The sequence below is a fragment of the Ensifer sp. GW101-20A05 genome (assembly GCF_059424735.1).
Genome location: NZ_JBWKZT010000019.1, coordinates 1 through 24,584, shown reverse-complemented (window position 1 = coordinate 24,584; position 24,584 = coordinate 1). Strand labels below are relative to the sequence as shown.

Annotated in this window: 27 protein-coding genes; 15 read left to right on the top strand and 12 right to left on the bottom strand. The window is 58.9% G+C overall.

All coding sequences use genetic code 11. The features are described from left to right. Positions 1–71 precede the first annotated feature (71 nt). The 6 genes from AC070A_RS29965 to AC070A_RS29940 all read left to right on the top strand — a co-directional run bounded on the left by AC070A_RS29965 (position 72) and on the right by AC070A_RS29940 (position 5,733). A complete protein-coding gene (locus AC070A_RS29965) occupies positions 72–869 on the top strand; it encodes a transporter substrate-binding domain-containing protein (protein WP_057250142.1) in 798 nt (265 codons plus the stop codon). Between the two features lie 98 nt (positions 870–967). Then, entirely contained in the window at positions 968–1,675 is a 708-nt protein-coding gene (locus tag AC070A_RS29960) for an ABC transporter permease (protein ID WP_057249949.1), read from the top strand. A 3-nt stretch (positions 1,676–1,678) separates the two neighbouring features. After that, entirely contained in the window at positions 1,679–2,365 is a 687-nt protein-coding gene (locus tag AC070A_RS29955) for an ABC transporter permease subunit (protein ID WP_113738000.1), read from the top strand. Between the two features lie 49 nt (positions 2,366–2,414). Beyond that, a complete protein-coding gene (locus AC070A_RS29950; protein WP_492383678.1) occupies positions 2,415–3,542 on the top strand; it encodes an S-(hydroxymethyl)glutathione dehydrogenase/class III alcohol dehydrogenase in 1,128 nt (375 codons plus the stop codon). Positions 3,543–3,652: 110 nt separating this feature from the next. Continuing rightward, positions 3,653–4,228 carry an S-(hydroxymethyl)glutathione synthase gene (gfa, locus tag AC070A_RS29945; RefSeq protein ID WP_057252223.1) on the top strand — a complete coding sequence of 192 codons (576 nt, stop codon included), beginning with the start codon at positions 3,653–3,655 and terminating at the stop codon, positions 4,226–4,228. 56 nt (positions 4,229–4,284) lie between these two features. Continuing rightward, the gene (locus AC070A_RS29940) at positions 4,285–5,733 is read left to right on the top strand and encodes an FAD-binding oxidoreductase (protein ID WP_057252222.1); all 1,449 of its coding nucleotides are present in this window, start codon (positions 4,285–4,287) and stop codon (positions 5,731–5,733) included. 32 nt (positions 5,734–5,765) lie between these two features. Here AC070A_RS29940 and AC070A_RS29935 read toward each other — a convergent pair whose 3' ends face one another. Next, the gene (locus AC070A_RS29935; protein WP_112997285.1) at positions 5,766–6,659 is read right to left on the bottom strand and encodes a LysR substrate-binding domain-containing protein; all 894 of its coding nucleotides are present in this window, start codon (positions 6,657–6,659) and stop codon (positions 5,766–5,768) included. 142 nt (positions 6,660–6,801) lie between these two features. Between AC070A_RS29935 and AC070A_RS29930 the strand changes: the two genes are divergently transcribed. Further along, on the top strand, positions 6,802–8,145 hold the full coding sequence (locus tag AC070A_RS29930) for an NAD(P)/FAD-dependent oxidoreductase (protein WP_112997286.1): 1,344 nt from the start codon (positions 6,802–6,804) through the stop codon (positions 8,143–8,145). Between the two features lie 240 nt (positions 8,146–8,385). Continuing rightward, a complete protein-coding gene (locus tag AC070A_RS29925) occupies positions 8,386–8,688 on the top strand; it encodes a type 2 periplasmic-binding domain-containing protein (RefSeq protein WP_200964192.1) in 303 nt (100 codons plus the stop codon). Between the two features lie 306 nt (positions 8,689–8,994). Here the strand turns inward: AC070A_RS29925 and AC070A_RS29920 are convergent, their stop codons facing one another. From AC070A_RS29920 to AC070A_RS29910, 3 genes are all read right to left on the bottom strand, one after another. After that, entirely contained in the window at positions 8,995–9,504 is a 510-nt protein-coding gene (locus AC070A_RS29920) for an Hsp20/alpha crystallin family protein (protein WP_057252218.1), read from the bottom strand. A gap of 99 nt (positions 9,505–9,603) precedes the next feature. Next, a complete protein-coding gene (locus tag AC070A_RS29915) occupies positions 9,604–10,065 on the bottom strand; it encodes an Hsp20 family protein (RefSeq protein WP_057252217.1) in 462 nt (153 codons plus the stop codon). A gap of 198 nt (positions 10,066–10,263) precedes the next feature. Next, positions 10,264–10,446: a hypothetical protein gene (locus tag AC070A_RS29910; RefSeq protein WP_162770959.1), complete on the bottom strand. Its 183-nt coding sequence runs from the start codon at positions 10,444–10,446 to the stop codon at positions 10,264–10,266. On the opposite strand from AC070A_RS29910, the gene AC070A_RS29905 reads away from it, so the two are divergent. The 5 genes from AC070A_RS29905 (at position 10,426) to AC070A_RS29885 (ending at position 14,325) form a co-directional block, all read left to right on the top strand. Beyond that, a complete protein-coding gene (locus AC070A_RS29905; protein ID WP_057252225.1) occupies positions 10,426–10,740 on the top strand; it encodes a co-chaperone GroES in 315 nt (104 codons plus the stop codon). The two genes, AC070A_RS29910 and AC070A_RS29905, sit on opposite strands and share 21 nt — an antisense overlap. Positions 10,741–10,795: 55 nt before the next feature. After that, positions 10,796–12,424: a chaperonin GroEL gene (gene groL, locus AC070A_RS29900; RefSeq protein ID WP_113737300.1), complete on the top strand. Its 1,629-nt coding sequence runs from the start codon at positions 10,796–10,798 to the stop codon at positions 12,422–12,424. Positions 12,425–12,752: 328 nt separating this feature from the next. Beyond that, complete coding sequence (locus AC070A_RS29895) at positions 12,753–12,959, top strand: hypothetical protein (RefSeq protein ID WP_375374156.1); 207 nt, start codon at positions 12,753–12,755, stop codon at positions 12,957–12,959. Between the two features lie 165 nt (positions 12,960–13,124). Then, the gene (gene petA / locus AC070A_RS29890; protein WP_162770960.1) at positions 13,125–13,688 is read left to right on the top strand and encodes a ubiquinol-cytochrome c reductase iron-sulfur subunit; all 564 of its coding nucleotides are present in this window, start codon (positions 13,125–13,127) and stop codon (positions 13,686–13,688) included. A 391-nt stretch (positions 13,689–14,079) separates the two neighbouring features. Beyond that, positions 14,080–14,325 carry a hypothetical protein gene (locus tag AC070A_RS29885; RefSeq protein WP_113737298.1) on the top strand — a complete coding sequence of 82 codons (246 nt, stop codon included), beginning with the start codon at positions 14,080–14,082 and terminating at the stop codon, positions 14,323–14,325. A 402-nt stretch (positions 14,326–14,727) separates the two neighbouring features. Here AC070A_RS29885 and AC070A_RS29880 read toward each other — a convergent pair whose 3' ends face one another. Beyond that, on the bottom strand, positions 14,728–14,886 hold the full coding sequence (locus AC070A_RS29880; RefSeq protein WP_492383584.1) for a hypothetical protein: 159 nt from the start codon (positions 14,884–14,886) through the stop codon (positions 14,728–14,730). Between the two features lie 515 nt (positions 14,887–15,401). Here AC070A_RS29880 and AC070A_RS29875 point away from each other — a divergent pair. Further along, positions 15,402–15,623 carry a hypothetical protein gene (locus tag AC070A_RS29875; RefSeq protein WP_057252211.1) on the top strand — a complete coding sequence of 74 codons (222 nt, stop codon included), beginning with the start codon at positions 15,402–15,404 and terminating at the stop codon, positions 15,621–15,623. A gap of 508 nt (positions 15,624–16,131) precedes the next feature. Here AC070A_RS29875 and AC070A_RS29870 read toward each other — a convergent pair. From AC070A_RS29870 to AC070A_RS29840, 7 genes are all read right to left on the bottom strand, one after another. After that, positions 16,132–16,371: a hypothetical protein gene (locus AC070A_RS29870; RefSeq protein WP_309239089.1), complete on the bottom strand. Its 240-nt coding sequence runs from the start codon at positions 16,369–16,371 to the stop codon at positions 16,132–16,134. Positions 16,372–16,793: 422 nt separating this feature from the next. Then, on the bottom strand, positions 16,794–18,020 hold the full coding sequence (locus AC070A_RS29865; protein WP_492383585.1) for a hypothetical protein: 1,227 nt from the start codon (positions 18,018–18,020) through the stop codon (positions 16,794–16,796). A gap of 398 nt (positions 18,021–18,418) precedes the next feature. Continuing rightward, positions 18,419–19,480, bottom strand: a complete 1,062-nt coding sequence (locus tag AC070A_RS29860) for a DUF1254 domain-containing protein (RefSeq protein ID WP_255571592.1) — start codon at positions 19,478–19,480, stop codon at positions 18,419–18,421. A gap of 420 nt (positions 19,481–19,900) precedes the next feature. Further along, complete coding sequence (locus AC070A_RS29855; protein ID WP_113737301.1) at positions 19,901–20,692, bottom strand: transporter; 792 nt, start codon at positions 20,690–20,692, stop codon at positions 19,901–19,903. A gap of 193 nt (positions 20,693–20,885) precedes the next feature. After that, positions 20,886–21,677, bottom strand: a complete 792-nt coding sequence (locus tag AC070A_RS29850) for a hypothetical protein (RefSeq protein WP_113737295.1) — start codon at positions 21,675–21,677, stop codon at positions 20,886–20,888. A 42-nt stretch (positions 21,678–21,719) separates the two neighbouring features. Continuing rightward, positions 21,720–22,076, bottom strand: a complete 357-nt coding sequence (locus AC070A_RS29845; protein WP_492383586.1) for a YcgJ family protein — start codon at positions 22,074–22,076, stop codon at positions 21,720–21,722. A gap of 47 nt (positions 22,077–22,123) precedes the next feature. Then, positions 22,124–22,942, bottom strand: a complete 819-nt coding sequence (locus AC070A_RS29840; protein WP_113737293.1) for an acid phosphatase — start codon at positions 22,940–22,942, stop codon at positions 22,124–22,126. A gap of 328 nt (positions 22,943–23,270) precedes the next feature. On the opposite strand from AC070A_RS29840, the gene AC070A_RS29835 reads away from it, so the two are divergent. Continuing rightward, positions 23,271–23,897 carry a Crp/Fnr family transcriptional regulator gene (locus AC070A_RS29835; RefSeq protein ID WP_255571594.1) on the top strand — a complete coding sequence of 209 codons (627 nt, stop codon included), beginning with the start codon at positions 23,271–23,273 and terminating at the stop codon, positions 23,895–23,897. Positions 23,898–24,584: the final 687 nt, after the last annotated feature.

The following is a 24,584-nucleotide window of genomic DNA, read 5'->3' as shown; positions in this document are numbered from 1 at the left end:
CGTCATCACCCGTCCGGGGCCCTCCCCCGGAACGGGGGCCAACAAGAATGCTCAGCAAGGGGAACCAAAACATGAAGCTGAAAAGTCTATTGCTCGCCACGATCTTCTCCACCGGCCTCGCCGCGGCCCACGCAGCCGAAGGAGAATTGTCGATCGGCACGGAAGGCGAGTATCCGCCGTGGAGCATGGCCGACGCCGCCGGCAACGTCACCGGTTTCGATGCCGACGTAGGAAACCTGCTCTGCGCAAAACTGGAAATGAAGTGTCACTTCGTTGTGCAGGCCTTCGACGGCCTCATTCCGGCGCTGAAGGCCAAGCGTTTCGACATCATCATTTCCGGCATGTCGATCACCGCCGAACGCAAGAAGCAGATCAACTTCTCGGTCGGTTATGCGGAACTCGCCAACATGTTCGTGGTCAAGAAGGATTCCGATCTTGCCGGCGTCAAGGACATCGAGACGCTGCTGACATCGCTCGACGGCCGTACGGTCGGTGTCCAGGCTGGCACGACCCATGCGCACTTCATGGAAAAGCGGGCCTCGTCCGCGGTCCTGAAGACCTATGACACGCTCGACCAGATGCAGATCGATCTCGCCAGTGGCCGCGTCGAGGCCGCATTTGCCGATTCATCCGCCCTTCAGGACTTCCTCGGCCGCCCCGACGGCAAGGACTTCCAGTTCGTCGACGTCAAGGTGCTGAGCACCTTCGACCCGACACTCGGCGAGGGCATCGGCGTCGGTATCTCGCAGGAGAACACCGACCTGAAGGCCCGTATCGACAAGGCGCTGTGCGAACTGGTCGCCGACGGCTCGATCGGCAAGGCAAGCCAGACCTGGTTCAAGACGGACATCTCCCGTCCCTGCCAGTAACGGCAACAGCACCCTCCCGGGAGAACGAAAGGCCGGAAGGTCGATCCTTTCTCGGGAGGCTTCATCCGACAGGACAAGGCATAGGTTGGGCGGGCTCGATGGAACTTGGACTTTGGCAGGTATGGGAAGGCGGCTGGATATCGGCAATCCTGCGCGGCGCGGCAATCACCATCGCCCTCGGCATGGCGAGCATGGCCTTTGGCGCCGTCATCGGTGTTGGTTGTGGCCTGATTAAATGGGCCCGGATTTTCCCGCTGACACTGGCAGTGGATTTCTACACGTCGGTCGTGCGCGGCGTGCCGGAACTTCTGATCATCTATCTCCTCTTTTTTTCCTCCGTCGAGTTCGTGGCCCGAGTGGCTGCGGCGTTCGGCTACGAGGGACTGGCCGGCAACGGTTACGCCTTCACCATCGCGGTCGTCGCAATCGCCGCCATATCGGGGGCCTATTCGACAGAAGTCGTGCGAGGGGCGCTGGCAGCCATTCCGAGCGGGCATATCGAGGCGGCGCGCGCACTCGGGATTCCCGGCAGGCGGATCTTTCGCCGCATTATCGCGCCGCAGATGCTGCGGATCGCCGTTCCCGGCATGAACAATGTCTGGCAGACCACGATCAAGGACACCGCGCTCGTCTCCGTGGTCGGCCTGCAGGAATTGATGAGAGCCGCGTTTGTCGGCGCGGGCTCCACTCGCCATCCCTTCATCTTCTATTTCATCGCCGCTCTCGTCTACCTCGCAATCACCTTGGTCAGCCAGGGTGGTTTCGACTGGATCGAACGCATTCTGCGCCCCCGTACGAGGAAATAGGTCATGGATTTCGAACTCGTTTTCCTCGCAGTTCCGACCCTCGCCAAGGGACTGTGGCTCACCGCGATCCTGACGATCACCTCGGTCGCCATTGGCTTTAACCTCGGCCTGGCGCTTGCGGTCATGCGCTTGTCGAAAAACAGGGCCATGAGCAGTTTTGCCAAAAGCTACAGCACCGTTTTTCGCGGCACGCCCCTGCTGGTACAGCTCTTCCTCTTCTACTACGGCCTCGGCCAGCTTTCGTTCGTTCGGGACAATCCTGTGCTCTGGTGGGTCGTCGGTGATGGCGCCCATTGCGCGGTCATGGCACTCGCGCTCAACACCGCTGCCTATACATCCGAGATCTTGCGGGGCGGCCTCATGTCCATTCCGGCAGGGCTCGTCGAAGCTGCGCAGGCCTGCGGCATGTCGCAGCTCCTCCGCTTTCGCCGGATCACGTTTCCCCTGGCCATCCGGCAAGCCTTGCCAGCCTATGGCAACGAGCTTGTCCTCGTCGTCAAGGGAACGAGCCTCGCCTCCACCATTACCGTTCTGGAGATCACCGGCCATGCAAAGCGGTTGATGAGCCAGACCTACGCAATCCTCGAAATATTCGCCATCGCTGGCGTGCTTTATCTCCTGATCAACCTGTTGCTGATCACGCTCGTGCGGCTTCTGGAAGCCCGTCTTACACGCTACCTGCCCCGATAGGCCTGACCGCCTGAAATAACTGAAAACCTTGAACAGGAAGAGGAATATGATGGATGTACGTGCCGCCATTGCCGTTCAGGCAGGCAAGCCGCTCGAGGTCATGACGGTTCAACTCGAAGGCCCAAAGGCCGGCGAAGTGCTGATCGAGGTCAAGGCCACCGGCATCTGCCACACGGACGACTTCACGCTGTCGGGTGCCGATCCGGAAGGCCTGTTCCCGGCCATCCTCGGCCATGAGGGCGCCGGCATCGTCGTCGACGTCGGCCCGGGCGTCACCTCGGTGAAGAAGGGCGATCACGTCATTCCGCTCTACACGCCCGAGTGCCGCTCCTGCCCGTCGTGCCTGTCGCGCAAGACCAACCTGTGCACCGCGATCCGCTCGACGCAAGGGCAAGGCCTGATGCCCGACGGCACCTCGCGCTTCTCGATCGGCAAGGACAAGATCCACCACTACATGGGCTGCTCGACCTTCGCCAACTACACGGTTCTGCCCGAGATCGCCGTTGCCAAGGTCAACCCGGACGCGCCCTTCGACAAGATCTGCTATATCGGCTGCGGCGTCACCACCGGCATCGGTGCGGTCATCAACACAGCCAAGGTCGAGATGGGCGCGACCGCGATCGTCTTCGGTCTCGGCGGCATCGGCCTCAACGTCATCCAGGGGCTGCGTCTTGCCGGCGCCGACATGATCATCGGCGTCGACCTCAACAACGACAAGAAGGCCTGGGGCGAGCGCTTCGGCATGACCCACTTCGTCAACCCGAAAGAGGTCGGCGACGACATCGTGCCCTATCTCGTCAACATGACCAAGCGTGGGGCCGACCAGATCGGCGGCGCCGACTACACCTTCGACTGCACCGGCAACACCAAGGTGATGCGCCAGGCGCTCGAGGCCTCGCATCGCGGCTGGGGCAAGTCGGTTGTCATCGGCGTCGCCGGCGCCGGCCAGGAGATCTCCACCCGGCCGTTCCAGCTCGTTACCGGCCGCAGCTGGATGGGCACCGCCTTCGGCGGCGCGCGCGGCCGCACCGACGTGCCGAAGATTGTCGACTGGTACATGGAGGGCAAGATCGAGATCGATCCGATGATCACCCACAACTTGGCCCTCGAAGACATCAACAAGGGCTTCGAGCTGATGCATTCCGGCGAAAGCATCCGCAGCGTGGTGGTATACTGAGCGCGAGTTCAATACCGCTTTCAGACGGCAGTGCATTGATCGCACCGCGAGATTGACGGTGTTTGAGATCGGCCGGGCATCTCGCACCGGCTATGAAGGAGGAGAAGCCCATGCCGAGTATTGCAATACATCCATCGGTGGACAGCGGGTTCAAGGCGACGGACGCGGCCTTTGCCGGGGGTACGCTCGTCTGCAACTGCGCAAACAATCCGGTGAAAGTCCGTGTCAGGGGTGACATCGCCCACAACCACGCCTGCGGCTGCACCAAATGCTGGAAGCCCGACGGAGCTGTCTTCTCAGTCGTTGCCGTGGCGCCGACGGACAACGTTGAGGTGCTCGAAAACGGCGACAAGCTCTCGGTCATAGACCCGGCGGCACTCATTCAACGGCATGCCTGCAAGGATTGCGGCGTGCACATGTACGGTCCCGTCGAACGCGATCATGCCTTCAAGGGCCTGTCTTTCGTGCACCCTGAGCGTTTCCAGGAAGCGGGCTGGGCGAAGCCCGGCTTTGCCGCCTTCGTCTCCTCGATCATCGAGAGTGGCTATGATCCTGCTGGAATGGACGGCATGCGCGCCCGGTTACGCGAACTGGGCATTGAACCCTATGACTGTCTCAATCCGGTTCTGATGGATCTCATCGCCACCTGGACGGCGAAGAAAAGCGGTGCGCTCAAGTCAGCCTGAACGCTCTGCCGCAAGCATCTCAACATCTTCCGACATCCACCAGCAGGTCGCATCGTATGGATTGCCTAAAGCCCGAGTTCAAAGCCGAAATTCGCAGGATTGTCGGTGACGGAAATCTCAAGGACGGAGAGGCTCTTTCCTCGGTCGATCACGGCGTTGCACCGGAAAATCTCGGGGCCGGCGCCGTGGTCTTTCCAAGAACGACCGCGGAGGTTGCTGCAGTCGTTGAATGTTGCCTTGCCAACGGGGTCCCACTCGTCACCCATGGGGGACGAACAGGCCTCGTGGGCGGGGCGGTGTCCAAACCGGGGGAACTCGTGCTTTCGACTGCCCGTCTCAATCGCATCCTGCATATATCGCCAGTCGAGCGCGTTGCCGTGGTGGAAGCCGGCGTGACGCTGCAGGCGCTGCAGGAAACGGCCAGCGAGTACCGGCTTGAAACGGGGATCGATTTGCCGTCGCGCGGCTCGGCAACGATCGGGGGTATGGCGTCGACGAATGCCGGAGGTATTGCCGCCTTTCGCTACGGGGTCATGCGCCATCGCATTCTCGGCCTGGAGGCCGTGCTTGCGGATGGCTCGGTCTACTCAGACCTCACACGGGTCGTGAAAAACGCCGCCGGCTACGATCTGAAGCATCTTTTCGTGGGGGCTGAAGGCACACTCGGCATCATCACGCGCATCGCCGTCAAGCTTGAACCCCAACCGCTTGCCACCGCTACCGTGCTCTTCGGTCTACCGTCTGTGGACGCCGCGTTCGAGACGGTCCGCCGAGGGCTCGACGCGCAGTACGGTCATCTCCGCGCGGCAGAAGCGATCTGGAACGCCTATTTCCGCCTGACATCGGGCCATCATCGCTGGTCGGTCCCGGACTACAGCGCCGACCATCCAATAAACCTTCTGGTCTCGCTGGGCGGGCCCGAGGAAGGCGTGTTGCAAGCGGAACTGGGGCGCATTTACGAAGGTGTCATCGAGGATCATCCCGACGCTTCGGCCGTGATTGCCTCTTCGGTCGCACAGGAGGCGGATCTCTGGCGGCTGCGCGAAGACACCGACCTCATCTACCGAAAGCATCCGGGCGCGCCATCCTATGACGTCTCGGTCCCTCTTTCGGAAGTCGAAACCTATGTCGCTCGCTCCGTTGCCAGCCTGAAGCAGCTGGATTCGGCGTTTGACCCATATGTGTTTGGCCATCTTGCCGACGGAAATCTACACATCGTCCTCAACGCGGCGGGCAGTGAAGTGTCAGGTGAAAAGGCAAGAGCTGTCGAAGAGGTGCTCTACAGGGACATTGCCGCGATCGGTGGGTCATTCTCCGCCGAACATGGGATCGGCCTAAAGAGGATGGGCTCCCTATTGGTCAATTCAGACCCGGTGAAGATTTGCCTGATGCGACGGATCAAGAACACGCTCGACGCTGCGACGCTGCTGAATCCGGGAAAGGTGGTTCGCGCGGGCGCCGGTTTCGCGGGATGCTCCGAAGTGGGCGCCGCAGACCCGATCTAAGACAGCTCTACAGCATCAGCTTTACTTGCCCGTCATCGCGACAGATCGCGACGTGTAATGTCCGCCTGCTGCCTCAGCCATTCGCGCAGCAGAGAGAACCCCTTGAGACCGCTTGAGGTCTTGGGTGCAATGAGACTGTAGCCCATGCCGACGTCGAGTTGGACGGGGTGAGCCTGCAGCAGCAATCCGTCGTGAACCGCGGCATCGACAAGCGCGAGGTCGGCAAGCGCGAGGCCCTGCCCCTGTTGGGCGGCCGTCACTGCGAGATCCAGCGTGTCGAAGGTCAGATGGCGCGCACCTGTCAGGGATATCTGCGCCTTTTCAGCCCAGCGCTCCCAGGTCTCGTAGGTCCGGTCCATGTGCAGAAGCACAAGGCCATCGAAACTCTTCCGATCTTTGAGGTCGCCGAACAGCCCGGGCCGGCAGACCGGCGTCAATTGCTCTTCCCACAGGCGGTCTTCGGTAAGACCGGGCCATGGCCCGACCCCGTATTCGATCATTCCGTCGATCCCTTCGAGCTCGAAGTCGGGCCTTCGAACCCAGGCGGTATCGATATCGACGCGAACATGCGGATGCGCGTGGTAGAGGTCTGGAAGACGCGGCAGTAGCCAACGAATGGCAAGCGAAGGGTGGACGCGCAACGTCACGGTCTGTGGCTGCTGTGTCATCGCCTGATCCGCCTCGATCAGCAAGGCGATGAGCTGCTCGACGTAGGGCAGCAGCCGCCGCCCGGCATCGGTCAGGACAACAAGCCGCGTGCTGCGCAGGAAAAGCGCGCTGCGAAAGTGATTTTCCAGTTGCAGGATCTGCCGGCTGATCGAGCTCTGGCTGATGTGGAGGATCTCGGAGGCCTGACTGAACGACGAGGTTCGCGCCACTGCCAGGAACGCCTGCAAGCCGCCAAGAGGGGGAAATCGTCTGGACATCTGCCGATCTCATTTATTCGTTTTCCAAATAAATCCGTCGCACAATGAGCATTGGATTGTCCAGCGACCGCTTGCGATAGTTGCTTCGTCGGTTGGCCACCAACCTCCCTTCAGCAGCGATAATCAGAACAAAAGGCTTGCCATGCGCATCATCCCTGAAACCGGCAATCGGCCGGAACCCTCTCCCTTTGCCTTGCCGCAGCGCGCCGATGTCGTGATCATCGGCGCAGGCATCATGGGCTGCGCCACGGCCTATTATCTTGCCAAGCAGGGCATCAAGGCGGTCGTTCTCGACAAATCGCGGATCGCCGGACAGCAATCGACCCGTGCATGGGGCTTCGTGCGCCAGCAGGGGCGCGATCCATCGGAGATGCCACTTGCGATTGCGAGCAACCGCTTGTGGCTGGACTTGCAGGGAGAATTGCAAACGGATCTGGGGTGGAGGCAGGGCGGATGCCTTTATGTCGGCCACGACGCCAGGCAAATGGCGCATTATGAAGCCTGCCTGGAAACGTCCCGGCAACATGGAGTCGACACACGCCTCCTGTCGGCGAACGACGTGCGCGCGCTGTTACCGGGCTTCGAGGCAGTTCAAGTCGGTGGTCTTTACACGCCGAGCGACGGCCAGGCCGAGCCGCGTCTGGTGGCGCCGGCCTTTGCCCGCAAAGCCGCCGACCTCGGAGCAAGGTTCGTGGAGGGTTGCGGCCTGACCGGCATCGAGGTGGCTAGTGGCAAGGTCGTCGCCGCGCGAACCGAACGGGGTGAGATCCGAAGCGACCACATCATCTGCACCGCAGGTGCCGCAAGCTGGCGTGTCCTGCGTTCGCTCGGGATAGCTCTGCCGCAGCATCAGGTGCGCGGAACGGTCGCTCGGACCTCGTCGGGACCGGCTGTCAGCGCTGTTGCCTGCATCGGTGGGGGTATCGGCTGGCGCCAGCGCAGTGACGGCAGCTTCAACCTGGCCAACGACGCCCGTGTGGACGTCGATGTCACCCTTGGGCATCTGCGCGCGCTCGAGTGGTACATGGGGCCGCTGTTGCAGCATTACCGGTCTTTCAATTTCAAGCTCAACGGCGCTTTCCTCGACGATATCCGTCAACGCCTGCCGAAGTCGGAGACGCGAAAGAACGGCCACCCTGTCGGCGTTCGTGACCCCCTGCTTCCGGCCAATGATGCCGATATGCGTGCTTGTCTAGCCCGGCTGAAGAGGGCCCTCCCCTCTCAGCGAAACATTCAGATTGTCGAGCGGTGGGCTGGCGGCATAGACGTCCTGCCGGATGGCATACCGGTGCTGGACGCGCCGACCACCCCGAGCGGCCTGATGATCGCGACCGGCTTTTGCGGTCATGGTTTCGCATTGGGGCCGATCGTCGGCAAGACCTTGGCGGACTGGCTCACCACTGGCCAGCCGGGGATCAACCTGCATGACCTCCGCCTGTCGCGCTACGCCGAACGCGACGTCAAACCACCGCATTCGCTTTTCTGAAAAGTGATGTCATCAAAGGCATTTGCGCAATGAGCGATGCGGATCGTCAACAGCCAGATCGGGCCAGAACAGAAAGGTCACGGAAGCCTGAACTGAGCACGCCGATAAGCACCGCTCATGCCGGCATGATACCTACTTATTTGCGCCGCAGCATGTCGCAACATAGGCTTTCCTCATAGCCGGCAAGCAAGACGGGCACTGCGACGGGTACGTCAAATCTGTCTCCAGAGAGGAATTTCCATGTTCAGACAACGCATGTTTCTGGCAGCGACGACGCTTGCCTATGGTTCGGCGGCCGGCGCGGCGATCGCCACCGAACCGCTTTCGGTGATGAGTTTCGGCGGGGCTTATCAGGAAGCGCAGCGCAAGGCGGTGTTCAACGCCTATGCGGAAGAAACCGGTCGTCCGGTCTCCGAGCAGGAGTACGGTGGCGAGATCGCCAAGATCAAGGCGATGATCGACAGCGGCAACACGACGATCGACGTGGTCGATGTCGACGCGCCGACCCTGCTTCAAGCCTGCGACGATGAACCCCTACCCTAAAACCGGCGGGATGCACTTCAGTTAGGATCTCCCGGTTGTGCATCAATCGCTCGTGCGCTTAATCCCTCGCCGAGTGCTTGCTTCTGTCCGCCGCCTGCCGGAGTGTGCTTCGCCGCAATCGCGTTGAATGGCGGCATCGGATGACAACCATCTCGAAGGGGCCGAAACGCAACCTCCGTTTCACTGACCGCGAAGGCCCAGATGTGGCGCAAAGTAGACCTCTGGCTGGCTGGGTGCTCACTTGCTCCACGACGCGAATAACCAGCCGGGCACGTCCGCACCCGGCTGGCTTTATAGCGGTCGAGATTATTTGGTGCTGTCGATGGTGATCCGCTTGACGTTGGCTCGCGCCTTTTCTGTCTTCGGTAGTGTCACGGTGAGCAGACCGTTCTTGAAGTTTGCGGCGACCCTGCCCTCCTCGACCTGGCCGCCGAGGGACAGTCGCCGTTCGAAGCGCCCGTAGTAGCGTTCGCTGAACCGGCGATCCTTGTCCTCGGTTTCTGATTTGCTTTCGCCGCGAAGTGTCAGCATGCCGTCGTCCAACAGCACTTCGATGTCGTCTGGATCGATGCCCGGAACCTCCGCTAGCACACGGATCTCGTTGTCATTCTCCTCGATCTCCACGTGCGGCCACGAACCACGGAAGGGCGATGGCCCACCGAACGACGATGGCGGGGCGAAGCCGCGGAAGACTTCGTCGAACAGACGGTTGACATTGCGATGCAGCGACAGAAATGGATCCATCTCATCACCGCGATAGCTGCTCGGGAGCTGGCTGCTGCCACGGCTCCACGGGATCAGGTCACGTACATTCATGACTTCATCCTTTCTTCGGTTTCTTTGCCTCCTTTTGGGCGCAACTTCTTTCCTTCGGCGTTTCGGCAACTGGCGAGGGTCGAACAGCGAGCGCCCGTGCTAGGCTGCTTCGTCGCCTTCGATCTGCTTCGAAGCTGGCTTCGCCATCTCGGTGTGGATGGCGATCCGACGCGGTTTCATCTCCTCGGGTATTTCCTTCTTGAGATCGATGACGAGCAGGCCATTTTCGAGCTTTGCGCCCTCGACGATCACGTGATCGGCGAGCTCAAATTTGCGCGCAAACGGCCTTAGAGCGAGGCCGTGGTGGAGGTACTGTACCTCCTCATCCTCGGACTTCGCGCCGTTGACTACTAGCATGTTCGATTCATGGGTGATCGTCAGTTCGTGCTCTGCAAAACCCGCCACCGCGATGGCAATGCGGTATGCATCTTCGCCAAGTTTGGCGATGTTATAGGGTGGCCAGTTGTCAGCGTTGAGGCTGGCGTTTTCCAGCAGGTCGAAGAGGCGATCGAAGCCGACGCTCGACCTGTAGAAGGGGGAAAAGTCGGGGTTTGTTCTCATAGCTATATCCTCCGTAGAGCAACATAGGTACGAGGGAGCGCCAAGAAGCTTGGGCTCCCTGACTAGTGTCAACCCACTTGGGCGTCGACAAGAATAAGGTGGGGATCATGATGCCTTGCGTCAAGAGGCAGCCATACCCTCCAAACCGCCAGCGACGTGAAATACTCTCCTGAATTCAGGCTGTTAGCACTCAACAGGCTAGAGTGCTAAAAAATTTTTGGTCCTCTCTTGAAACTCAAAAAACAGGAACCAGATCGAAATGCGCGCGATGCCGAAAGGCTCGGCGTCCCGCGTCGGCTTCGCTCCGAATGCGGCGCGGAACACTTGTTGAAAAATCTGGTTGTCGATGAGGAGAGCGAAATGACGTTCCGTCCCTTGCATGACCGTATCCTGGTTCGCCGCATCGGGGCCGAGGAAAAAACGGCCGGCGGTATCATCATCCCAGATACGGCAAAAGAAAAGCCACAGGAAGGTGAGGTCGTTGCCGCTGGCCCTGGTGCGCGCGATGAAAGCGGGCAGCTGCGACCGCTCGAAGTGAAAGTGGGTGATCGCGTCCTGTTCGGCAAATGGTCGGGCACCGAGATCAAGCTCAATGGCGAGGATGTCCTGATCATGAAGGAATCTGACGTGATGGGCGTAATGGAGGTCGACGCCGCAGCGAGAAATGCGGCGTAGCGCCGATTCGGACCTATGTCAGACAAGGAATGCTGACTGAGGAAGGAGTAGAAAAATGGCTGCCAAGGAAGTGAAATTTCATTCCGACGCCCGCGAAAGGATGCTGCGCGGCGTCGACATCCTCGCCAATGCCGTCAAGGTTACGCTCGGTCCGAAGGGCCGTAACGTGGTGATCGACAACTCATACGGCGCGCCCCGCATCACCAAGGACGGCGTCACTGTCGCCAAGGAGATCGAGCTTGAGGACAAGTTCGAGAATATGGGCGCGCAAATGGTGCGGGAGGTTGCCTCGAAGACAAGCGACATCGCTGGTGACGGCACCACCACCGCAACCGTTCTCGCCCAGGCGATCGTCAAGGAAGGGGCGAAGGCCGTGGCGTCGGGCATGAACCCGATGGATCTCAAGCGCGGTATCGACAAAGCTGTCGAAGCTGTGGTCGAGGAACTGCGGCGGAACGCCCGCAAAGTCACCAGGAACGACGAGATCGCCCAGGTTGGCACCATCTCGGCCAATGGCGACACCGAGATTGGCCGCTTCCTCGCAGAAGCGATGGAAAAGGTCGGCAACGAAGGGGTGATCACCGTCGAGGAAGCCAAGACCGCGGTGACGGAGCTGGAAGTCGTCGAAGGCATGCAGTTCGATCGCGGTTATCTCTCGCCGTATTTCGTCACCAACCCGGATAAGATGCGGGTTGAGTTCGAGGAACCCTACATCCTGATCCACGAAAAGAAGCTATCGAACCTGCAGACATTGCTGCCGGTTCTCGAAGCGGTCGTTCAATCTGGAAAGCCGCTGTTGATTATCGCCGAGGATGTCGAAGGCGAGGCGCTGGCGACGCTTGTTGTCAACAAGCTGCGCGGCGGCCTGAAGGTGGCTGCCGTCAAAGCGCCGGGCTTCGGCGACCGCCGCAAAGCGATGCTGGAGGACATCGCGATCCTCACTGGCGGAACTGCGATCTCTGAAGATCTGGGCATCAAGCTCGAGAACGTGACCCTCAATATGCTTGGCCGCGCCAAGAAGGTCGTCGTCGAGAAGGAAAACACGACGATCGTCGATGGCGCTGGCTCGAAGACAGAGATTGAGGGCCGCGTTTCGCAGATCAAGGCGCAGATCGAGGAAACCACGTCGGACTACGATCGCGAGAAGTTGCAGGAGCGGCTGGCCAAGCTTGCCGGCGGCGTCGCCGTCATCCGCGTCGGCGGCTCAACCGAGGTTGAGGTGAAGGAACGCAAGGACCGCGTCGACGACGCCATGCATGCCACGCGGGCGGCCGTCGAGGAGGGCGTGTTGCCCGGCGGAGGCGTCGCTTTGCTGAGGGCCGTCAAGGCACTGGACAACACGCAGACCGAGAATGCCGACCAGAGGCACGGCATCGACCTTGTTCGCCGCGCGATCGAGGCGCCGGTGCGCCAGATCGCCGAGAACGCGGGTGCCGAAGGCTCGATCATTGTCGGCAAGCTGCGCGAGAAGACCGAATTTGGCTATGGCTGGAACGCGCAAACGAACGAGTTCGGTGATCTTTACGATCAGGGCGTGATCGACCCGGTCAAGGTCGTTCGCACCGCGCTGCAGGACGCCGCCTCGGTCGCCGGCCTGCTGATCACCACCGAGGCCATGGTCGCCGAGAAGCCGAAGACGGATGTACCGCTCCCGCCGATGCCGGCAGCCGGCATGGACTTCTGACTGCAATGATAGGTCCGCGCCCCCCAACGGGGCGTGGGCTTTGGATAGACTTGTGAAGTAAGAGATGCATTGCGCTTGAATCGGCGCGACGTTTGTCGAACTGGTGCTGGTTTGGCAGGAGCCAAAATCGTGGCTCCGATGAGACTGGCCCCGAGGGCCCGCCCCCTGCACCGAAGGAGGAACTTAAGAGTTCGGGCCCAAAAATGACCACGCGTTCGTCGAAATACGTTGGCGTATTCGCCTCACTCGTCCTCATACCTGCGCCGCTTCCCGCGGCGCGGCCGCAGTCGGCGATGTCGGCGGCACTCAACCCTCGCCCGCTGATGTCTTGGAGGACGTCACGCCGGCGATCGTCAACATTCGCGCTTCCGCCGAAACCAATCCTCTTTACAACGATCCCTTCTTCCGTCGCTATTTCAACCTGCCTGAGCAGCAACAGCGGCTGAGCGCAGGCTCCAGCGTCATTGTTGACGCCGGCAGAGGCTATATCCTCACCAATCATCACGTCGTCGCGGACGCCGACGAGATTGGGTAACTTTGAAGGACCGCCTGGGGTCACAAGTTCCGACGTTCCAATACTCACGATGGCGATGTAAAATTGTGAGCCATTCTTACATCTGGGCACCTCGGAGGTTGCCGGGAGAACTGCTTGTCTCCCCTATCCCCCAGGGCGAGCAAGGCTTGGCAGGGCCGCAGCATGATGGCTATGGATGAGACGCGAGAACCCACCCGACGCGATTTTCTCTATCTGGTGACAGCCATGGCAGGGGTAGTGGGTGTTGGGGCCGCCTCCTGGCCATTCATCGATCAGATGCGTCCTGACGCGTCGACGCGCGCGATGGCCTCTATCGAGGTGGACGTATCTACGCTCGTCGAGGGTATGTCACTGACCGTCAAATGGCGCGGTCGCCCGGTTTTCATTCGCAACCGCACCCAGAGGGAGATCAGGGCGGCAAGGGCGACCGCGCTTGACGATCTCAAGGACCCCTTGGCTCGGAATGCCAACCTTGCCGATGATCAGCACGCGACCGATGTTGCCCGCTCTGCCGGGGAGGGGAAGGAGAAGTGGATCGTGATGATCGGGGTTTGCACGCATCTCGGCTGCGTGCCTCTAGGGCAGGCGGGTGATTTCGGAGGCTGGTTCTGCCCGTGCCACGGATCGCACTATGATACTGCCGGTCGCGTCCGCAAGGGGCCCGCACCGGAGAACCTCGCGATCCCCCGCTTCGAGTTCATCTCCGAATCTGTTGTCCGGATCGGATAAGCCGCGCAAGGGCAACAATCGCGACCATCACGTTTGCCGAGTCGCAGATCCGGTTATTCCGCGGGACGCCGCGACGGTTCTGTTGCCCCAAATCGCTGCACATCAGGGACAGGCTCGGGAAGGTCACTCAGGCGGCTAATACGTGATCGAACCACCAAGGGCAACGCTATTTTCACGACGGCTGGTTGGCTGCCCTTTGCGACGGGCCTCATGTCGGTATTCCTTCCTTATTCACTCGACTTTTTGTTGTGACCGCCCTTGCCGTCGTTATCGGCATGGTTGCGCCTTCGTTCTGGACTCTGACTATCTTTGTTCCCGGCGGCGCTCAGGGCCGGACAGCACTTCTATCTTCGGGTTGTGACTACTCATAATGGGGCCATTACAGGTACCGATGGGAGAAACGAAGCTTCGCGAGACCGAAACCATCTCCGAAACGATCAAGGAACTGGCAGTCCTGAGTATGAAGCCAAAGGCCCTGATTGAGGCCGTCAAGGCCAGGCACCCAAGTGCTTCGAAAAAGGACATTGCCCGAGCTGCGTTTCTCACCATCATTCTGTCTGCGGAGTATGCCTCAAAGGAGGCCCAAGCCCTCCACGATCTTGCGAGCGAGACCTCGGATGGAGAAAGCTTTGGATGAGCGGGCGTCACCGGAAGCAAGAGAGCAACTTCCCTGGCTGGTGACTTGACTTGCGTGATCGGCAACATACCCATTGACCGAAGGGCGCAACCTCGCATCAGGCGATGGTGAAATATCCCTTTTGGACGGCGGTTGTCGCATCCATGCTTGCGCCGCGTTCATCTCCGATGAAACCGCGGACCGCTCTAAGGTCGCGGGCGTTCAGATGGAGTTCATACGTGGTCTCCGGCGCTTTCTTCCACTGCTGACAGGAACGAGATGTTCTCACCGTCGCCGAGTAGAACCCCGGGGGTATACTCAGTCCGTCGATGTGAACGTCACTTTCCGCTATGAGACCTATAATCCTTCCTCGGCTCGGCAATATTTTAGACCCCTGGCGGTTCAGAACGGAGCGATGCTGCATTATTCGACGGCGCACCAGTCGCGGATATGTGAGATTGCGAACCGCATCTGAAGCCCGCGGTAGTCTACGACCAACTTATCCGCTTCCCGACGCATGAACTTGGCGACGTAGTTGCGAACCACACCCGCTTTGTCGACCACTTCAAACACGTATGTCATCGCCTGGCCCCCTAAAGATTGAGGGGTTATATTCCATTCTGCTTGAGTGAGACTTACGCCTACTGATTTCGCCGCCCATCTGGGCAGTTTCGCTCCGACGACCGCCATTGCCTCGGATCTCACCACCTTCTCGAGCTCTTCCCGGTGGCCTCTAAACGGCGTTTCGGCGGACGCCGATCCACGCGGCTGTCCAGAGTAGCCCTAATTGATTAGTTACTGTCCATAAAATCTTATTGATTTCGTGACGAGCAATTGCAATCATATACTTGAAATTGCGCACCAGAAAAGCACAAGTTAAAGATGAGATCGTGCTGGTTTTATTGCCGCGCAATTCCTCCATTTTCATTCGCGCGCATGGCTTGAACCTCCGTACAGGTGCGGAGGTTCAAGCGCATTGAGGGGCGGTGAATAGCAGTATCTTCGGGCCGTGACCCAGCCTTAGAAAGCTCTTGATTTCACAGCTTGTGAGTCCGGCCAGAGTCCGCATAGGGTTCTTGTTCAGAGGGGCGGTGGCAATGTGGAAGACGGATTGGCCAAAATCGGCGGTGACCTCAGAAACGATTGTCGTGCTTCGCCGGATCTTGCGAGACTGGTGCGACGAGCGCGGTCATCGCGCCGATAGTCAGGAAGGTGGTCGAACTGCCAAATCTCTGATCGACTGGTATGAATTCGGCGTGACCGACGAAGACGAGCTGGCGAGGCTGATCCGCGACGACATCATTATTGCTGAAGCCTAAATCGTGGCTGCCACGCGGAGCACTGTTCAGGACCTTTTGATGGGAGTACTTGGCTGGACCGCATGGCATCAAGCCAGCAGGGACGGGAAGTTCCACTGGCGACGCTGGCGCAAAGGTGACTGGGAAATCCGCGAAATGACATCGGACGAGCAGGACGACGCCCTACGCGGCATCCAGCTGACGATCCGTTGTCCACCATACGCTCATATAGACCCTAGACAAGGATCAGCGCGAGCGACTAAAGTCCCTCATCGGGAATTGAAGCCACTGGGCGATAAAAGAAAAGGCCCCAGATCCGAAACGGGTAGAATCCAGGGCCTTCCATCTGAGCGTTCGACTTCACAGACGGCGCCATCTACGGCTGGACCGTCGCCGGTTTTCAAGCTCTAACACGTCAGAATTTTGCCGCTGCGCGCCCCGGGCCCTCGATCCGAGTCCGATCTCGGATCTTTGGGCGGTCATTGCCAGCGCTTCGCGGCTACATCGGGGTGGCGGCCGTTTTTTAGGATCACTTGCCGGCCCCGGACTCGTCTATGTCAATTTCGCTACCAATTCCGCATACTCGGAAAATGGAAAGTTTACGTCCGCTTTGACTTGCCTGGTTCGCAAGCAGCAAGACGCGAATGGGGAAAATCGTAGCCGCTCGGTTCGCATCGGAAAGCTTACGGTCATCACTTTTCTCGATCCTGTTTTCGGCTTCGCCGAGTGCCGCTGAAAGGTCGCTATGCGATAAAATACCCTTCTGCATCAGCGTATCGGCAAGACATGCGACCCCCATGATCAAACCTTGAAGCTGTAAACGGCAACAAGCCGTGCAGGGCTCGTGGGAGCACGAATCTGTCCGCCCCTAAGGCGAGTTCCACGCATAAGTTTGCGAACGGCAGCATTGCGCCGCCATCTCTGCCGTAGAGACTTGCTTGGCCGCTTCCAGAAAGCAGACGTCGCTAGCGGCAAGGTCAGGCGACTGGATTGCGCCGCCAGAAGCGGACGCAGGAAACTGGTGAATCTAGCGCCGACTTGAAGACGAACATATGGTCCCCGAGCCGCCATAGGCGCTATCGTCGCCGACGATGATCGCATTCCCCGAAGCGCAATTCCGTCGTGTGCTTGCTGCTCAGTTGCGGGGAAATCCCTATCCGGTCCGCTGTGCTCATAGGATAGCATAGCGATTCATAGAAGCAGCAGTTTCTTCAGGACGGACAGGACGTCCTTGTATGGCAGTTTCGATGCGCCCACTACAGCGAACGGAATAAGCGCTGCCGCGGCGACGGGGACCACGGCGGCCCGGTTGACGAGGAACGTCGAGAGCTTGCGCGTCGCCTCGTAGAGCTTCCCCGGATCCGACAGTTCCGTGTCCGGCTCGGGTGTGGGATCCGAAAAGACGTTCCGGCCCACGGCTTTCCGCTCGGCCGAGCGATAATATTGCGTGGCCTGCGCGCCCAGCAAGGACAGACCTTGCTCCTTTAAACGAAGCAGCGGGACGGTGAAGGCGGACAATGGATAGGCGAAGAAGCTGATGACGATCGCGAGCCAACCGCTCATGACCATACTTAACGTGGTCATGGAGAGGTCGTCGTGATGGCTGTACTTCGCGGCTGCCGCGGCGATCGCGCAGCTCATCCCGAAGACGAAAATGGCATAGGCGTTCGGATACTCACCCAGGAACGCCAATCCGCCCTTGCCGTCGGGATGGGTTGCAACCAGGCGGAGATCGAGTTTCGCGAGCTTGCGGAGCATGCGCGCCCACACCAAATGTCGCCATGCGCCCCGTAGAAAGAGGAAGACGAACAATGGCAGGCTAAAGCAGATCGACCACCAGCCGGCAAGCGTAACTCTGTTGCCATCAAGCGAATGCTCTACCGCCCAGGAGGATACCTCGACTGTATGAAAATTGAGATAGGAAAGGGTCGTGGCGAAAACCGCCATGGTCAGGCAAGCAAGTTCCGCTCCCCGAGAATCGCGCTGACGAAGCGCCGAGGCCACTATAGCTGCGGCGACCGGAATTGACGTCGGGGCAATGACTGATGCACGCGTGAGCTGGGACAGCGTCGCTTTCAAGCCTTTTTCGACATGGTACTCGGCCAGGACAAAAGCACCGATCCCGATGAAAAACTTCGCCCACACTCCAAAGTCGGTAAGATAGGCTCCTTGCCCGTGTTCCACGGAGAAACTGCGCGGCAAGCCGAGCAGGAAAGGAACACCCCAAGCCAAGGCAACGAACAAGGCCGCGCGAGATTCGACGCGAAGCGCGTTCTGCCGGAGCAATTTCAGATGCCCCTGCAACTCGAAGAAAGGTCCGCCGTGATAGGCTAGAAACTCACTTGGAGCGGGATCGGGGCGTGGTGAAGGCGCTTCCTCATTCACTTTCGCTGGAGCCGGAGCAGCAATCTCGTTCATCTACCAAGCCACTTCTTGAATATGATCTGAGAACCTATTTGGATCCAAACTGTACTTGTCTCGGCTTGCGGAGATCTCGTCTCCCGGCCTGGAAAAGAGGCGTCCATCGCGCGCTCAAATCTACCTACCCGTCCCGTTAATGGAGCGCACTCCTACGGCTACGCCCGATGTGCCGCGACGGCAGGCCGACTGGCCGGCCTTGCCGTTCGCTAATCCAGTTCCTCCGCCCAGATAGCGTCAACTCGTCGATAGAGACTCCAGACTGAGCTGGGTGCGGCTAAGCGTGAAAGCTCACCCGCACTCAAAACAGTCGATCGAACCTCCAACGCATTAGCAAGCCACGTGACGAGAAGGAATAGAGGGAAAACATCGCGCGACGTGGCGTTTACCGATGAGGCTCAGTTTAAGGGCTTGGCCTCTGGGAGCTTCCACTGACCACTGAGGATGGATTGCTCTGGACGATAAAGCCGTACGGTGTAATTCCAACCCTCAACGATCGGCAGGCAGTTTGGGATTTTGCCGTCACAGCCGCCAAACTGGACTTTCACCGAACCGTCCGCACTCTTCTCCGCGGTGATGTCGTTGATTGAATAGGCGTTATAGGCGTTTTTCTCGAAGAAGCCTTTTTCGTTGTAGACGCTGATCGACCAGAAAGCCTTCACCGGCACGGTCTTCGGCAATTCGAGAGTGTAGACCGTCTTGCCATCGTTTTCCGTGGGAGTGAAACTTGGGTACATGGCGTCCTTTTCCGGAATTCCACCCCATCCGGAGGCTGTGCCAATCAAGTGCTGGATCGGTTCGACCTGGCCGCGGGCTCCAAAGGAACCGTGATACGACGTCTGATGTTTTGCGAGCGTGAGCAGCCCATCGCGGATGTCTGTGAGGTCGCCTTCATCCCAGTTTGGAAGGTCGAGCTCCCCTGTCTCCTTCTGACTGACCTTGATGGCGTCCTGAAGCCTGTGGACCTCGTCGAGGTCCTTCGGATCGTTGGGATCGACCAGCGTACGCACAGCGACGAAGGCATATCTGGTGCCAACCGATTTCTGACTCAACTCAACCGGCTCCGTCCCGTAGGCGACGATCGGCAGGTAGTGATCCTGATCGACGACCATCATCGACATATAGCGCTTGCCCGCGTCAGGCAGCGAGAGTGTTACCGGCCCGCTGGCAAGATCAAATACAGCAAACGAATAAAGCGTATCCCGGTTCATACGGATGACCGTTTGCTTATCGATCGGTACGGGCTCCCGAGAATGCTTGAACTTGCCCAGTCCGCCTATGTCCTTTGCATTGACTGCGAGGTACCGGTCGGTCTCGGCGCGGACGAAAGTGTCAACGGTGACCGGCATTTTGCTGTCTGTCGACTCGGCAAATGCCACACCGGCACCGGTCATGCCAATGCCATGACCAACCAATACGACGGCCGAGAACACAGCCAGGCGGTAGAATTTCTGCGGCATACAATAGCTCCTCGATATGCAATCCTGGAAGGCCACCTGCGGATGGCCGAGCAATTCAATGGCGATGAAAGGAAAACAAGAGATGACCCGCCGCAATGACGGCCGGCTGCAAGGTGCAAACCACGCGAGCAACATTCTTGGATCCAGATGACTTTATCACTTTGAGATTTTCGCTGAGCGACCGATACCTCCGTGTCTCGTGGTCTCTTTGTTTCAGCGTGAAAGTTGATACATAGCCTTCAAGCAATGAACTGGGTCAAATAGGACAATTGAGGATAGAAAAATAACTCGTATGTCATGGGCGGACGCCGAACGCATCGTTTGGGATGCTTGGTTTCTTCAGTAGTCTTGGTCAGCAATCGCCCCACGGCTTTCGTATTGCGACGGCTTTGAACGGTCCCATCGAGAACGGATGGCGTACTATTTGGGGAAGAGAAAAGTGATGCCGGCACGAATGCCCCAACCGTCCGGACCGTTATCGGGTGCAGCAGCCCAGTAGCGTGCGCCGACCGAGAAACTTACCGGTTGCTTACCGATCACCGCGAGCTTCGATACCGTAAAGTTGACAGGCACGCTCCACTGGTCGCCTTTCCAGTCATAAGTGCTCTCCGTATCGAGCCCGATCGTCCAGGCGTTCTGCGTTGTATAGGAGATAAAAGGTTGCAGGAATGTGGAGCTGATGTCCGACCGCTTGCTGTCACCGGCGACAGACCAGATGTGATTGCCCAGCGCGCCATAGGTCCAGGGCCCCTCCTGTTTCAACACGACCCCTGTCGGGCCGAGCCCCCATTTCTCTGCGCTCAGAAGCGGATCGGTTCCCGTAGGCAGCAGAAAGGCGGGCCCGGCGCCCCAGATTATCCCACCGGCGGTCGGCTGTTTGGGTGAAAAGAAGAAGCTCTGCACAATATCGCCGAGACCGAACTGGCTGCCCGATCTCCCCGCTATATCGTGCTGTGAGATGACCGGAACAACCGTGCGGGAAATAACATTCCAGTCTTCGTTGATCGAGAACGGAATGACCGGCTGGATGTTCAGAAGCAATTTGCCGCCGTCGGCGGGACTATAGCCTTTGTCATAGTTGAACTGGAACGGAACGCTGATCAGCGAGGCCACCGGATTCGACAACTGCTTGGCAAGATCGGCGTCCTCTGCGGCAGCCGTACCGGGCAGGCCGGCCGCCGCGATAAGAAGCAGGAGCGATTTCGGTTTCATGAAACCCTTTATTGAAATCGTCCGGCTGCTGCTTGATGTTCTCATCTCAACTTTTCTCATAAATTTGAAATCAATCGCATTAATTGGATTTAACGCGCACAAAACATCCGGCCGTTAGAGTGAACGTACGGCCAATACGTCAGATAAGCTGCAACGCCAGGCGTTCGCGCACGGAGACGCCGTTGCATTGTGTCTAAAAATGGAAAACCAACCCCAGTATCGGGCCTTTCTGCACGACGTCATAGTCAAAGCCGTCGGAGCTGTAATCGACGCCCATCGCGCGATATCCGGCCACCGCCGAAATGCTATCCTTAATTTGGTAGCCGATGGCACCTGCGACGTCCCAATCAAGATCGGCCTGCCCGGCGCCTACATTTCCCCAGCCCGTGAGGTAGAATTGATCCGTGATGAAATACGTTCCACGGAAACCTGCGACCACGTCGACCCAGGTGGCGTTGTCTTCGCGGCTTACGCCATCGAGGACGCCGCCGCTGAAAGATACCTTGGTGCTCGCGTACCACAGGCGCCCTCCGGCAATCACGTCCAGATGGCTCCGGCCATTGGTCAGCAGGCTGTAGCCGCCTCCAACCAGGCCCGAAAACGTCTGGGACGTCACACCGATCTTGTTCGTCAAAACCCCGGCGGGGCTGTGGTCACCCGCAGAGAGTTTCGTGTAGATCACGTCGCTGAAAACGCTGAAGCGATCATATCTACCCTCTGCCACGCCCATAAAGGCGAAATCCAGATCCTTGAGTATATCGCCGAAGTCGGACGTCACGCTCGCCGGCGGAAGGCCAAACTGCCCGACGGTGCCGTCGATACCGGCAGCCCAGAAATACGGGCTGGCATTGAACTGCCAGCCGGACGCGGTCTCGCTGTCGGCTTCGGGTTGGAATGGCAGGAACTGCTTATCCGCAGCCTTCGCCGAAGGCGAAAGCGTCAAACCCGATGCGAATACAATTGAGCATACTGAAAAGAGCTTCATTTTCTCCTCATTGACGGCTGACGCCCGCCGGCGAAGGAATGTTCACCGGCAAAACAGGAGACGCCTGTACGACTTGCTGATTGCACCACTTCGCTTGCCGTCCGCATCAAAGTATCTGCCTTCGCGGCATAGCCGCTCTTTGACGTCGCAGAAGATGCCATTGGCAAACGTGAACTCCGTCCGGTCGAAATCACCTTGTGAAAACAGCTTGATTGCAGCCTGCTTGCCAACGTGCTTTTGCGTCAACCGGCTCGAAACGCCCCTATTGTCGGCGCACATGTAGTGGTCACAGAGCACGCCCTTCTCCGGTGAGAGTAGCGCGTCCGCCGCCGAAACGGATGACGCATACGCTGCAGCCAGTAGTCCCGCGACAGGCAGGAGGCTTTTTCTTGCTTGCATGGGGATCACCGTATTGCGGTTGTTTGCCGAGAACAGGACCTATCGTCTTATCGCGGGGACAGAGCGGCTTCTTCCGCAACGCAGCTTGATGCCTCGACGGCCCCGGCAGTCTTCAATTCTTCGCGTGCCGCCGCGACATCCGAGATGAACTCTGCATTGTTATGGAGTTTTGCGACTGTCGCCGCACCCATGATGCGTCCCGCATCGACGTCGCTCTGCCAATGTGCATCGCAAATGACGCGACTCTGGCCGAATTCCATGCCGCGTTTCATCAGGATGTCGGCGCGTTCCGGGTTGATTTCGCTCAACACCAGCGCCCAGGCCCAGCCAGCCGCCGTATGGCCCGAGGGATACGAGCCGTCGGTACGCAGCAGCGGCTCCTGATCGGGATAGCAGGTGCCTTCGTTGTGGACCACGAATGGACGAGTGCGATTGTAGGTATTCTTCACCCCATACGTCGACAGGCCTGCATCGGTCAGCACCTTCTGCATCAAGCGATGCAGATGAGGGGTCTTTTCCTCATCGATATCGACACCCATCGCGCAGGAGAAGTTTTTCGCCGGCTGCGGAAATTGCAGATCAGCGTCTGCGCGGGCCAGATCCCAGCGCGGCGTACCACGCAGCGGTAGGGTTGCGGCTCTGAACTCCTCGTCACGCGCAAGCGCCGCGCTGCCGACCGCCGGCGGCGGGCCGAGCAGCGCAAGGCTGTCGGGCAAGTCCTTTTTCGCGAGATAACCCGGCGCCAACTGAAAATGAGGATCGGTAATTTCCGGCTGGGATGCACTTTCCGCACCAGCTAGGCCTATGCCACATCCGACAAAAACAATCACCGATAACAGGGCAGATTTATGGATACTTTTCAGCATATGAGGTCTCCATAATAATCTATTAAAAACTAGCGAAAGCATATCGTCGAATACCTTGAAAATTCTAAGGCTAATTATCAGGCAATAAACTGCCGAAATCACAAGGTTAAGAGAGTTCTTAGTCAAGTAAGCAAGAGCTAATTATCAACCGAAATGATCAATAGTTTCATTTTCCATTTTCGCCACATTGCTTTGCCAAATCTGAAAGTTTCGTACATAGGTTTTCCTTGAAACACTGTGTCAAACCGGACAGTTGAGGGAAAAAATGGTACGCATGTCTCGAGATGCAGCAGAGCGCATCATATGCGGCGACGGCTGGCTGGCTCACATGTCCGAAGCCTTCAGGGCGCGTTTGCTGCAGAATGCATTGCTTCTCAAGTTCGCTCCGGGCCAGATCATATTTCGGCCAGGCGATCCGCCGGGAGGCGTCTACGGGCTGGTATCGGGGACGGTGACCGTGGACACGGCGCCGCTCGATTCGATGCCGCGTCTGATCCATATCGCTTTGCCCGGCGGATGGACGGGCGAAGACAGTTTCATGACCGGTGAGCCAAGGCGAATCGAACTGTGTGCCCGAACCGAAACCTGGGTCATGCACGTTCCACTGGATGTAATGGAGAAGATGGCAGCGGCCGACCCGAAAATCATTCGGGCTTTCGGGGTCATGTCGATCCTGTCGTCGGACGTCCTGCTGCGTGTCGTGCACGATCTGCAAAGAAAGAACGCGAACTCCAGAGTGGCCTCGGTCCTGCATCGCATGTCGTGGAAATCAGGTGCGTCAGTCTCCGTTTCACAGGAAAATCTCGGTATCATGGCGAACGCCTCGCGCAAGCAGGTCAACAGCGCGATCAAGCTCTTTGCGCAAGCCGGATGGGTCGATATCGGTTATCGAATCATAACGATCACGAACGCTCCGGCGTTGCGACGATGCGCCGATGAGGATCTCGTCGACTGACCTCCAATGGTAGTTGACGCTCAATGTTTGATTGTAAGGCCCGCCCCTCCAAGGACATCGAGTATGATGTCCGCCTTCGCAGGAAGATCAGTGGGTCCTGTCAGGCCTCGGGCCTAATACCGGACCTTGCAGCAAGGGTTCCGATGTCCGCTTTTTGTGTTGTTGTTCTAGTAGCGGACAGTCGGCCGTCGGCCCCAATTAGGACGCTCGGTTCCTGGGCATTCAGATCATGGGCAGTAACTCGAACTCTCCAGCCGACTGAGACGACGGAAGCCGGCACCATGCCGCCCAGTCAGGATATCCTCCTATTCCTCGCCTTGAGTAGAATCAAACCCGCGGCCAGTCTTGTCGAGAGGCATGCGAACTCCGTCCTTACCACTCTCAACACGAGGCGGCGGGCGCACCCGGGGATAAGCTCCCCAACGTGCTTGCCGCCAGCGCTGGCCGGATACCGCGCATTGAGAACGACGGGTTTGTCTTCGACCCCGTCCAGCAGGGCCCGATCATAGGGGGGCCTTCCACTTCTAAGGGGCGCGAGCGTCTTGAGCTGTTCGGCGATCATCACAACTGACGGTCGTCGTGTTCACCTTGCGACAGCCGGATGTCCTGCAGGAATCGGAAGAGCGACCCCGCCAGGAAGCAGAGTGCCGCAACGAATAGCACGGCGGCGCCCGGTTCGTGACGGTA